General features: G+C 58.8%; 16 protein-coding genes. 10 read left to right on the forward strand and 6 right to left on the reverse strand.

Going from position 1 to position 11227, the window contains the following annotated elements; genetic code table 11:
* Nucleotides 1-2: 2 nt before the first annotated feature.
* Complete coding sequence (locus ACFWW4_RS00570) at nt 3-362, reverse strand: GerW family sporulation protein (RefSeq protein ID WP_411889076.1); 360 nt, start codon at nt 360-362, stop codon at nt 3-5.
* A 312-nt stretch (nt 363-674) separates the two neighbouring features.
* Here ACFWW4_RS00570 and ihfB point away from each other — a divergent pair, with 312 nt between their 5' ends.
* From ihfB to ACFWW4_RS00610, 8 genes are all read left to right on the forward strand, one after another.
* Nucleotides 675-956, forward strand: a complete 282-nt coding sequence (gene ihfB, locus ACFWW4_RS00575; RefSeq protein WP_393927475.1) for an integration host factor subunit beta — start codon at nt 675-677, stop codon at nt 954-956.
* A gap of 9 nt (nt 957-965) precedes the next feature.
* On the forward strand, nt 966-1322 hold the full coding sequence (locus tag ACFWW4_RS00580) for a lipopolysaccharide assembly protein LapA domain-containing protein (RefSeq protein ID WP_411889077.1): 357 nt from the start codon (nt 966-968) through the stop codon (nt 1320-1322).
* 2 nt (nt 1323-1324) lie between these two features.
* Nucleotides 1325-1966 carry a phosphoribosylanthranilate isomerase gene (locus tag ACFWW4_RS00585; RefSeq protein WP_411889078.1) on the forward strand — a complete coding sequence of 214 codons (642 nt, stop codon included), beginning with the start codon at nt 1325-1327 and terminating at the stop codon, nt 1964-1966.
* A 73-nt stretch (nt 1967-2039) separates the two neighbouring features.
* Entirely contained in the window at nt 2040-2231 is a 192-nt protein-coding gene (locus ACFWW4_RS00590) for a hypothetical protein (RefSeq protein WP_411889079.1), read from the forward strand.
* A 128-nt stretch (nt 2232-2359) separates the two neighbouring features.
* Entirely contained in the window at nt 2360-3589 is a 1230-nt protein-coding gene (gene trpB / locus ACFWW4_RS00595; RefSeq protein ID WP_411889080.1) for a tryptophan synthase subunit beta, read from the forward strand.
* Between the two features lie 162 nt (nt 3590-3751).
* Nucleotides 3752-4231 carry a PepSY domain-containing protein gene (locus ACFWW4_RS00600; protein ID WP_411889081.1) on the forward strand — a complete coding sequence of 160 codons (480 nt, stop codon included), beginning with the start codon at nt 3752-3754 and terminating at the stop codon, nt 4229-4231.
* Nucleotides 4232-4275: 44 nt separating this feature from the next.
* Nucleotides 4276-4749 carry a hypothetical protein gene (locus ACFWW4_RS00605; RefSeq protein WP_411889082.1) on the forward strand — a complete coding sequence of 158 codons (474 nt, stop codon included), beginning with the start codon at nt 4276-4278 and terminating at the stop codon, nt 4747-4749.
* A gap of 34 nt (nt 4750-4783) precedes the next feature.
* A complete protein-coding gene (locus ACFWW4_RS00610) occupies nt 4784-5287 on the forward strand; it encodes a helix-turn-helix domain-containing protein (RefSeq protein ID WP_393927467.1) in 504 nt (167 codons plus the stop codon).
* Here the strand turns inward: ACFWW4_RS00610 and ACFWW4_RS00615 are convergent.
* From ACFWW4_RS00615 to pth, 4 genes are read right to left on the reverse strand one after another with little or no spacing between them, the layout of a single operon-like run.
* Nucleotides 5284-5667, reverse strand: a complete 384-nt coding sequence (locus tag ACFWW4_RS00615; RefSeq protein WP_393927750.1) for a DUF2237 family protein — start codon at nt 5665-5667, stop codon at nt 5284-5286. The two genes, ACFWW4_RS00610 and ACFWW4_RS00615, sit on opposite strands and share 4 nt — an antisense overlap.
* 1 nt (nt 5668) lies before the next feature.
* Nucleotides 5669-6835 (reverse strand): serine hydrolase domain-containing protein, encoded by a 1167-nt coding sequence (locus ACFWW4_RS00620; protein WP_411889083.1) that lies wholly within the window; start codon nt 6833-6835, stop codon nt 5669-5671.
* A 59-nt stretch (nt 6836-6894) separates the two neighbouring features.
* Nucleotides 6895-7926 (reverse strand): DUF2332 domain-containing protein, encoded by a 1032-nt coding sequence (locus ACFWW4_RS00625; protein WP_411889084.1) that lies wholly within the window; start codon nt 7924-7926, stop codon nt 6895-6897.
* Nucleotides 7923-8594, reverse strand: coding sequence for an aminoacyl-tRNA hydrolase (gene pth / locus ACFWW4_RS00630; RefSeq protein WP_411889085.1), 672 nt, complete (start codon nt 8592-8594; stop codon nt 7923-7925). The genes ACFWW4_RS00625 and pth overlap by 4 nt, the downstream gene beginning before the upstream one ends.
* A gap of 295 nt (nt 8595-8889) precedes the next feature.
* On the opposite strand from pth, the gene ACFWW4_RS00635 reads away from it, so the two are divergent.
* Both ACFWW4_RS00635 and dapE read left to right on the forward strand, forming a co-directional pair.
* Nucleotides 8890-9564, forward strand: coding sequence for a DNA alkylation repair protein (locus ACFWW4_RS00635; protein WP_411889086.1), 675 nt, complete (start codon nt 8890-8892; stop codon nt 9562-9564).
* 55 nt (nt 9565-9619) lie between these two features.
* Nucleotides 9620-10765, forward strand: coding sequence for a succinyl-diaminopimelate desuccinylase (gene dapE / locus ACFWW4_RS00640; RefSeq protein WP_411889087.1), 1146 nt, complete (start codon nt 9620-9622; stop codon nt 10763-10765).
* A 60-nt stretch (nt 10766-10825) separates the two neighbouring features.
* Here the strand turns inward: dapE and ACFWW4_RS00645 are convergent, their stop codons facing one another.
* On the reverse strand, nt 10826-11182 hold the full coding sequence (locus tag ACFWW4_RS00645) for a DUF1428 domain-containing protein (RefSeq protein ID WP_411889088.1): 357 nt from the start codon (nt 11180-11182) through the stop codon (nt 10826-10828).
* Nucleotides 11183-11227 lie beyond the last annotated feature (45 nt).

The raw sequence follows: 11227 nt of genomic DNA on the forward strand, positions 1-11227 counted from the left end.
GATCAGTCGGATTTTTCCGAGCCGTTGCCCCGCTTGGATGGTTTATCAAGCGCGTGGGCCGCAGCATCACCCAGCACCTCGGTCAGGCCGGACATGACGCCCTTGATGCCTTCGACCCGGGCGCCTTTCTGATCCAGAATGATCGCGCCGATAGGTTTGATACCGCCGCCGCCACCGGTCCCACCGCCATCGCCTGATTTGCCGCCCGTGGTGCCGCCGGCTCCAAAGCCAAAGCCGTAGCTGACGATAGGAATGACGGTCGAACCGTCCTTTTCGATCGGGTCACCAAGGACATTTTTGGCATTCAGCAGCCGGTCAAGTTCTTCAACCGTGTTTTTCAGTAGTTGTTCGACATTGGTCATGAATGGCTCCGTCAGAAATTGAGGGTTCATGATGGCAGCATATCGGTCCGACGGGGTTCGCGATTGATTTGCCTCAACGGCCTCACGGCGTCCGAATCGTGGGGCACGGGCGACGGTGCATATGAGGCCGGCAGAGCGGCAATGCCCCGGCCTGTGCGACAAACCCGACCATTCGTATGAAAATCATGGCGTTTTTGATGTGAATTGCAGCAAGGCTGCTATTTCGCGGCGGCTATAAAATGCCTATAGTCATTTGAAAAGCGGGGACAAACTCGCCATATCTGATAGACTGCTGCTTGGGAGGCCGCCGCCATGATCCGTTCGGAACTGATCCAGAAACTCGCTGATGAAAATCCGCATCTTTATCAGCGTGATGTGGAAAAGATCGTTAATACAGTGTTCGAAGAGATCACGGGTGCGATGTCGCGCGGGGATCGGGTTGAATTGCGCGGTTTTGGCGCGTTCTCGGTCAAAAAGCGCGATCAGCGGATCGGACGGAACCCAAGGACCGGTGAATCCGTTGAAGTGGAAGAGAAACACGTCCCGTTCTTCAAGACCGGCAAATTGCTGCGGGACCGCCTGAACGGCAACTAAGAGGGTGCCATGAAAACCATTCGCTATGCCTTTTGGGCCATTGTCGGCCTGTGTCTGATCCTTGTGGGTCTTGCCAACCGTGGCATGGTGACATTGCGTGCGATGCCGGAACCGATGGCAGAATTGCTGGGTATGTCACCTGACATATCCCTACCGCTGTTCGTTGTGATATTTCTTGGTGTGGCTGCGGGTTTGCTGATTGGTTTCCTTTGGGAATGGGTGCGCGAACATCGCGTACGGTCCGAGGCGCGGGTCAAATCGCGCGAGGTTGAAAAACTGCGCCGCGAAGTCGACCAGTTGCGTGGCGCGGCAGCCGGAGCCAAAAGCGAAGATGACGTTCTGGCGCTGCTGGAAAAAACCGGCTGATCATGTCTGACATTCGGGTCAAGATTTGCGGGCTGCGCGATGCGGCCACGATCAAGGCTGCGGCGGATGCGGGCGCTGTTTATATCGGTCTGAACTTTTTCCTCAAATCACCAAGATCCGTGACCATCGCCGAGGCGGCAGCGCTGGCAATTGACGCGCCTGCAGGTCTGGCCAAGGTTGGCCTTGTGGTGAATGCCGATGATGCAATGCTGGATGCGATCATGGCGGATGTTCCATTGGATATGCTGCAATTACACGGCGCGGAAAGCCCTGAACGCGTGGCTGCGGTCAAGGCGCGTTATGGTCTGCCGGTCATGAAGGTTGTGGGTGTGGCGGGTCCGGATGACCTGGCTGCGATTGATCGCTATATCAAGGTGGCCGATCAGATCCTTGTGGATGCCAAACCACCCAAAGGTGCCGATCTGCCGGGCGGCAACGGGGTGACCTTTGACTGGGATTTGCTCGCCGGGCGTCGTTGGCCGCTGCCATGGATGCTGGCAGGCGGACTGACGGCGGAGAATGTGAAAGACGCCATCAAGCGCACTGGAGCGCGACAGGTTGACACCGCGTCGGGTGTCGAAACAGAACCAGGGATGAAAGATGCCGGAATGATCGCCCGGTTCGTCGAAGCGGCCCGCGGTTAACCCGACCTTTACCTTGATAAATGACAAAGGCTGGATGAATTCGTTGTCGGCATACATCTCTTCTGATCGTTGGATGCGGCAGATATTCTCATCGCAGGCGGCAAGCGACGGCGGTGTTGTGCGCCGTCAGGTGCGCGATGTTGAGCGTTTGATTGGTCGCAGCGTTTTCGAGGCAGAGTTGCGCAGGCGCGGTTTCCGCGCTGTGGAGAATGCCGGACGATATGTGATCTTCTGCAATTCTGAACCTCTGCGGCTGGTGGAATAGGCAAATTCCTTCAAAGGAATTTGACAAGGCTTTTCGAAAGGCCTTGTCGCGGCGAATGCGACCCCCTGACGCTTTACCATCACCGCGCATGACGATACTGCTGTCTGGCGCAACACAGCAGGTATCCCATGCCCAACGATCTTTTCAACAGTTTCATGACCGGCCCCGACGAAAAGGGCCGTTTCGGCGATTTCGGCGGTCGCTTCGTGTCCGAAACGCTGATGCCCTTGATCCTGGAACTGGAAGAGCAATACGAACATGCCAAGACCGATGACAGTTTCTGGGCCGAGATGCATGACCTCTGGACCCACTATGTCGGTCGCCCCAGCCCGCTTTATTATGCAGAGCGTCTGACGCAGCATCTGGGCGGAGCCAAAATCTATCTCAAGCGGGACGAGCTGAACCACACCGGCGCGCATAAGATCAACAATGTTTTGGGTCAGATTATCCTCGCCCGCCGCATGGGCAAAACCCGCATTATCGCGGAAACCGGTGCAGGCCAGCATGGTGTCGCCACGGCGACTGTCTGCGCCAAGTTCGGGTTGAAATGCATTGTCTACATGGGTGCCCATGACGTCGAACGGCAGGCCCCTAACGTCTTCCGCATGCGCCTGTTGGGCGCAGAGGTGGTACCCGTGACAAGTGGTCGGGGCACGCTGAAGGACGCGATGAATGATGCCCTGCGCGACTGGGTCACCAATGTGCGTGATACGTTTTATTGCATCGGCACGGTGGCCGGTCCCCACCCCTATCCTGCGATGGTCCGCGATTTTCAGGCTATTATCGGCAAGGAAACCAAGGAACAGATGATGGCCGCAGAGGGTCGTCTACCCGATACCCTAATCGCCGCGATCGGGGGCGGGTCCAACGCGATGGGTCTGTTCTATCCCTTCCTTGACGACAAGGAGGTCAACATCATCGGTGTCGAGGCCGGCGGCAAGGGCGTCAATGCCAAGATGGAACATTGCGCGTCATTGACCGGCGGTCGCCCCGGCGTGCTGCATGGTAACCGCACCTATCTGTTGCAGGACGACGATGGGCAGATCCTGGAAGGGTTTTCGATCTCAGCCGGTCTGGATTATCCGGGGATCGGCCCTGAACACGCCTGGCTGCACGAGATCGGACGCGCGCAATATGTGGCGATCACGGATGTCGAGGCGCTTGAGGCATTCCAGCTTTGCTGCGCGCAGGAAGGGATCATTCCGGCCCTCGAGCCGTCGCATGCACTGGCCCATGTCATGAAGATCGCACCTGATCTGCCATCAGATCACCTGTTGGTCATGAATATGTGTGGACGTGGGGACAAAGATATCTTCACGGTGGCCAAACATCTTGGCTTTGATATCCAAACTGGGTGAAAATAGGCCTAAACTTTGGTTTAGGCACCTATTTCGTCGGTTTACCGGGCTGAAAATCAACCGATTATTAATTCTCGATTAAGCTTCGGGCTGCGATGACAGCGTTGGCCGGTCTGCACAATGCAGGCCTGTAAAACGAAAATGCTTGAAAGGAGCCGACCCATGAAGACCCTTTTGCTTTCAACCACTGCTGCCCTTGCTCTCTCGGCCAGTGCTGGTTTCGCCCAATCTATCGCCGAACAAGTTGTCACGCAGCTGCAGGCCCAAGGCTATGAGCGCATCGAAGTGAAGAACGGACCGACCCAGGTAAAAGTCGAAGCGATCCGCGATGGACGCAAGCTTGAGGTCGTTTATGATGCGGCAACCGGTGAGGTTCTGAAAGAAGAGGTTGAGCCGGTCGACGCGGATGATGAAACGACCCCCGGCGTCGAGATCGACAATGAAGACGAAGATTTCCTCGATGACGAAGATGATGATGAGGACGACGAAGACGACGAGGATGATGAGGACGACGACGAAGATGACGATGAGGACGACGACGAGGATGACGACGAGGACGATGATGAAGACGATGACGAGGATGATGATGAGGATGACGACGAGGATGACGACGAAGACGATGATGAAGACGACGACGAATAGTCGTCTGTCACTGTCCTGACCGCCTGTCGCGGTGGAGTAGAACTATGAACCCGAAGAGACTGATCCTTTGTCTCGCTTTGGTTGGGGCGCCGTTATCGGCGGCGGCCCAATCGGTGGAAGACCAGGTCGTAACCCAGTTGCGCGCCCAAGGCTTTTCAGAGATTACTGTCACCAGAACATGGTTGGGCCGTCTGCGTTTCGTAGCCGAACGCGATACCCTTTTTCGTGAGTTGGTCATCAATCCTCAGACCGGGGAAATTCTGCGCGACTATTGGCGTGCGGACGGCGACGATGAAGACGATGAACCCCGTGTCTTCGTTCCCGGAAACAGCGAAGCCGGATCCGGGAACTCCGGATCCGGTGGGAACGACGATGACGAGGATGATGACGACGAAGACGAAGACGACGACGAGGATGACGACGAGGATGATGACGACGACGAGGATGACGACGACGATGAGGACGATGACGATGACGATGAGGACGAAGACGAAGACGACGACGAGGATGACGACTGAGAATTGTTTGCCATCCTAGGGGGGATTTCATTCGGTGACACGCCGTTGGTACATTCTGGCCATCGTGATTATTCAGGTGCTTTGCGCCTTTTTTTTCGTTTTACAGATCCTCGCATCCATATTCGGTTTCGCACCAATCAGTTGGCAAATCTATGAACTGATCGAGGTCGGCGCGGCCCTCGGCCTGCTTTTGGGGATTGTCCTGGGGCTGATGGTGCTGCGCAAAACCATGGCCCGGAATGTGCTGGTCGAAGACCAGCTGCGCCTCGCCTCCGGTGCCTTCATGGAAGTGATCGAAGAACGGTTTTCCGCCTGGGCCCTGACCCCCGCCGAACGTGACGTGGCCCTGTTTGCAATCAAGGGCATGTCGACCCAGGAAATCGCCGCCCTGCGCGATGTCAGCGAAGGCACGATCAAGGCCCAGACCAACGCGATCTATCGCAAAGCAGGCGTCGCCGGACGCACCCAGCTTCTGAGCCTGTTTATCGATGATCTGATGGGCGAGGCGCTGCCTGGCACCAAGGCCGACGCGGCCTAATCAATATCCTGCGGGTCCGCGTATTTGCGCAACACGTCAATCGGCACGATTTCCAGCGCCCGCACATGGGTCGCATGCAGGTTGACCTGCGGTGCCGCCCCTTCGTCATGGGCCTGCAGGAACCGGCTGGCGCAGAGACACCAGCTATCCCCGGCCTTGAGCCCGGCAAAATTGAACTCTGGCCTTGGGGTGCTCAGATCATTGCCCAGATATTTGGACAAGGCCAGAAATTCATCCGTCATGACCGCGCAGACCGTGTGGCTGCCGTGATCGGCGGCACAGGTATCGCAGGCCCCGTTGCGGAAGAACCCGGTCATCGGGTCCGTCGAACAGGGTTGCAGCGCACTGCCAAGCACGTTGAAGGACGGGTCTTTTTCCATATCACTCAAAACTTTCTGCAATCAGTCGGAACATGTTTTCATTCTGGGCGTGGGCTCCAGGTTCGCGGAATTGCCGGTCTGCCGCGTGGACCGCGATCACCACATCATTGATACGGTCAATGTAGATGTATTGCCCGTAAATGCCACGGGCCATGAACTGCCCCGGTTCCGATCCGGCCGGAATCCACCATTGGTAGCCGTAGCCGATGGCCCCCGGCGCCGTCTTTGCGCTGGCCACGGTCGACGCATCGATCCAATCGGCGGGCACGATCTGTTGCCCGTTCCAACGCCCGCCATTGGCGACCATCTGACCAAAACGCGCGTTGTCGCGCGTTGTCGTGTTTAGCCCGCCCAGCACAAAGGCGACACCATAGCCATCGGTCAGGTAGTAGGGGTCGGCCTCCAGCCCCAATGGTGTGATGATCTTTTCCGTCAGCAGATCGGGAATATCCCGCCCGGTCGCCCCCCGGATCACCATCCCGATCACATGCGTGTCGATCGAGACGTATTTCCAGCCGTCGCCCGGTGCGGCAAAACCTTCATCTTGTTGCAGCGCGAATCCGTCCATCGACCCGCCCAGCGCCAGCACGCGCCCCATTTTGTTGATGTCGGAAAAGAAGGCCAGATAATCCTCGTCAAAGGTCACGCCGGACGACATCTGCAGCACGTCCTTGATGCTGGCCTGCGCATAGGCCGTTTCGGCCAGTTCCGGGGCGTATTTCGTGACAGGATCTTCGATACTGTCGAACACGCCGTTGTCCAGCAGGACGCCGAACAGGGCCGATAGATAGCTTTTCGAGATCGACCAATTGATCCGCAGATCGTCGGCATCGGTGCCTTTGTAGTATTCTTCGAAAACCATCGCGCCGTCATGCAGGATGACCAGTGCCGTCACGTGGCGTTCGGTGATCCAGTCTGTCACCTCTGGCGGCAAGGTGGCAGGCGCGCCCGCAGGCAGCGCGCTGGGCGTACCGCCGTTGCCAGGCAAGGGACGGTTAAGGAAAATCGTATCCATGGATGAGAAGTTGTCGACGATCTTTTCTTCTGAAAACAGCGACAGTACGGCCATCAGCCGCCCGACTTCTTCGCGTTTCCACAGCGCCAGACCGCCGATCACGACCGCCAGGATCACGACGATCCGCAACACCCATTTCAGAAATGATTTCATTGGCTTCCCCTTGTTGGGGCCACCATGGCGCGAGGTCGGGACAGGCGCAAGCGCCTGCGTTATCCGCCAGTCCAGTCAACCCAGCGCCCGTGGAAATCAGCGCGCCCCAGATCGATGACCAGATCGCCCGGCCAAAGCCGCAGGGTCAGTGCAGCACCCCGCTCGCCGCCGTCATTTTCCATGCCGAACCAGGCAAGCGGGCTGTCATCTGTTGCTGCCGCGCCGGCCTTTTCGATCAGACGCGTACCTTCGGCCTGTTTTTCATCGGGAAAATATTGCCAGGCCACGGTGCTGTAGATCAGATGCAATTGCCCCGGTTGATGGGCCAGACGCGGGGCGAGCCAGTCAATCGCGTCGCCCTTATCGACCCTCGTGGTGGTGGCAGTAATGGCCGCGCGGGTCAGTTGCAGACGCTCTGGCTGGTCAGGCCAAAGATAGGCTTGCAGGCGCAAGGCATCCGCCGGATAAGACGGATGAAGCGGGTTCAGATCGACTCCGGCACGCTGTGCGACATGAGGGCGCGTTGCTGGCGGCATCGGTCCTGCCCAGTCGGGGACCAGCACCATCGCGGGGCCGCGCGGGCCGAAAACGCTGTTGCCGATCTGCAGCGCGTAGCCGTCCCAATGCAGGTTCAGCCCGCCGCTGGCGCCCAGCTCCGATGTCCGCATCGGCAGGCCGAACCGGTCGGCGAGCCAATGCCCCACGGCGATCAGCACCACGGAACGCCGCACCTCGTTCGTTTGTGGCGCGCTGTCGATCCAGTCGTCGATGAACGCTGCGTCAGAGATCAGCGTATCGCTGACGGCCCCCCAAAGTGTTGCATCATCAACGGCTTGCGGCGGATAGACCTCGCCCAATGTTTCGTGCCCGCGCAGGTGCAGCGCGTGCAGCGCACCCGCCAACCGCAGTGGCACCGATTGGCCGCGCGGGCTGATATCGCCGGTCCAATCGAAGATGCGGTCGGTGATTGGGCTGGCAGGCCAAGTTTGCGTGGCACAAAGCTGCATCAACTGCCCCATGAAAGGCGAGCCGAGGCTGGCGCAGGCCTTTGACTGGAAAGCGAAGGCGTCGGCGATGGCGGCGGGCGTCAACGGAAACGGTCCACCAGTTTTTGCATGGCAGAGCGCGTGTCGGGTTCGGGTTCCGGCGGCGGCGCTGGCTTTGCGTCGGGTTTGGTGGTGGATGATCGCGGCGGAGCCGTGCGCAGTGCGATGGCGTTCAGAAACTTGTCTCCTTGCCCCGCGACAAGATGCGCGATCCCGTCGCTGATGCCGCGCAATTCATCGTCCAGCCATTCAGCATCGGCCTTGGGAAAATCGCGCAACACATAGCCGGGCACCGCGTCCTTGTGCCCCGGATGACCGACGCCCAGACGCACACGATCATAGTCCGGCCCGATATGGCCGTGGATCGACCGCAAGCCGTTATGACCGGCATGTCCGCCGCCGGTTTTTAAGCGTACTTTGCCGGGCGCAAGGTCGATTTCATCATGGAAAACAATGACATCATCGGGTGCGAGCTTCAAATAACGCATCGCCTCACCCACTGATTGACCAGACAGGTTCATGAAGGTTTCAGGCTTGAGCAGGACGACCTTGTCCGATCCAAAACGGCCCTCGGCCATCTGGCCCTGAAATTTCGACCGCCATGCGCTGAACCCGTGATCGGACGCGATCCGGTCCATCGCCATAAAGCCGATATTATGACGGTTCTGCGCGTATTTCGCGCCGGGATTACCAAGACCAACAAGCAGTTTCATGGGCGTAACCTAACCTATGCCGCAGTGCAGCGCCAGTGTATGCGAAGCGCATGGCGACGCAACGTTCGGTGGGGGGACCGCGCGGACGCAACAGCCCCGAAATGCATTTGCAGGCGAATCACCCTTAATGCTGAGGTTTTTCGCCAAAATGGCCGGCCGGCATCGCATCGGCAAAACGTCGGACTTGCGTCGGACCCTTCTGGGCGATTTTGCCGGATGAACGCAGCGCACGGTGGAAGTGTGAATGCGGCGTTAAGGTTTCGACACCGCCCGCATGACGGGATAGTTTCGCCACATGACGGCGGATGAGATTATCAATTGGCTGAAACAGACGGGCACGCCGGATCATGTGGCGGATATGGCCCGCTACGGCATCCCCAACGACCGTGCCTTTGGCGTGCCGATGGGGGTGATGAAGAAACATGCCAAGCAGTTGGGCAAGGACCATGCTGTTGCTGGCGCGCTTTGGGCCGATGGCCGGTATGAGGCCCGGACCATGGCCGTGTTTATTGCCGAGGCTGACAGGATGCCGTCTGAAGAAGCGGATCAGTGGGCGGCGGATTTCGACAATTGGGCGATTTGCGACACCGCCTGTTTCAGCCTGCTGGATCAGACCCCCTATCGCTGGGACAAGGTGCATCTGTGGGCACCTGATGAGCGAGAGTTCATGCGCCGGGCCGGGTTTGCAATGATCTGGGCGCTGTCGGTGCATGACAAGGCAGCGGCGGATCAGGTGTTTATTGATACCTTCCCGTTGATGCGTGAGGCGGCGACGGACCCGCGCCCATTGGTCAAGAAGGCCGTGGATATGGCACTGCGCGCGACCGGCAAGCGGAATGCAGCGTTGAACCGGGCTACGCGCGATTTTGCCCAGGATTTGGTGGGCCATGATGACAAGACGGCCGGATGGATTGGTCGTCATGCGTTGAAAGAGCTGGAAAGCAACAAGGTGCTGGCAAAACTGGACTGACGCAAATTGCATCCTGCCTCCGCACCGGCTAGCCATAGCGCAAAGGAGCCTTGCCATGACCCCTGTCGATCCCGTTGCCCTGACCGCTGATCTGGTCCGCTGCCCCTCTGTCACGCCAGCCGAAGGCGGTGCGTTGGTCTTGCTGGAAAAGCTGCTGACGGCGGGCGGGTTTGAATGCACGCGGGTGGATCGCGGCGGGATTGCCAATCTTTATGCCCGCTGGGGGCGCAAGGGGGCCAATCGGACGTTTGGTTTTAACGGACATACCGATGTGGTGCCGCTGGGCAATGAAAACGACTGGTCGGTGCTGCCGTTTGGTGGCGAAATCAAGGATGGTTATCTTTATGGGCGGGGTGCGACTGATATGAAATCTGGGGTGGCTGCTTTTGCCGCCGCTGCGATTGATTTTGTCCATGAAACGCCCCCCGATGGGGCCGTTGTGCTGGCCATCACCGGGGATGAGGAGGCGGATGCGCTGCATGGCACCACCGCGCTGCTGGACTGGATGGCGGCGGAGGGTGAGGCGATGTCGGTCTGTCTGGTCGGTGAACCGACCTGCCCGGATGTGATGGGCGAGGCGATGAAGATCGGGCGGCGCGGGTCGCTGACCGCGTGGCTGACCGTGCGCGGTGTGCAAGGCCATGCGGCCTATCCGCACCGGGCCAAGAACCCCCTGCCCGCCATGGCGCGTCTGGTGGACCGGTTGTCATCCCATGTGCTGGATGAGGGCACGGAGCATTTCGACCCATCAACGCTGGCGGTGGTGACGATTGATACGGGCAACGTCGCGACCAACGTGATCCCGGCGGCGACGCGGGCGACAGTGAATGTGCGCTTCAACGATGCCCATTCCAGCCAGTCGATTGTGGATTGGATCGGCGAAGAGGCAGGCGACGTGACCGAAGAATTCGACGTGGATGTGGATATCAATGTGAAAGTGTCTGGTGAAAGCTTTCTGACGCCGCCCGGCGATCTGTCCGATCTGGTGGCGGCGGCGGTGGAGGCCGAGACCGGGGTGAAACCGGTCCTGTCCACCTCTGGCGGGACATCGGATGCCCGGTTCGTGAAGGACCACTGCCCGGTGGTGGAGTTCGGGCTGGTGGGCAAGACCATGCATCAGGTGGATGAACGGGTTTCGGTTGAGCAGATCAGCCAGTTGAAGACGATCTACAAGCGGATTTTGACGGAGTATTTCGCCTGAACCTCTGGAACCAAGGCTTTTCGAAAAGCCTTGGCAAAATCCTTTGAAGGATTTTGGGGCTCAATCGCGCCCCATGGTCAAAAGTGGGTCAAAGCTGCCGAAGATCAGGCGTTTGCGGTCAAAGGGAATGTCATCCGGCACATCGAAACGTGGATCGTCGCGCATCGTGGCCTCTGCCGCATCGACGGTCGCTTTGTCAGGCCAGACCTGCCAGCTGAACACGATTTTTTCGTCGGGCCGTGCGGCGACGGCGCGGCGGAAATCGGTGTGCTGGCCGTCGGGGACGTTATCTTCCCAGGCCTCGACGACTTCCAGACAGCCAAGTTCTTTCATCAGGTTGGCGCTTTTTTCTGCCCAGGCCTGATAACGCGCGCGATTTTCTGCCGGGACAGCGATGATAAAGCCTGCAACATACATCGGCGTTCCTCCATGGCGACTGTTGGAGTATAGCATGGTGCAGCC

Origin of the sequence: Yoonia sp. SDW83-1, assembly GCF_046762885.1 — a bacterium.
Lineage (GTDB): Bacteria > Pseudomonadota > Alphaproteobacteria > Rhodobacterales > Rhodobacteraceae > Yoonia.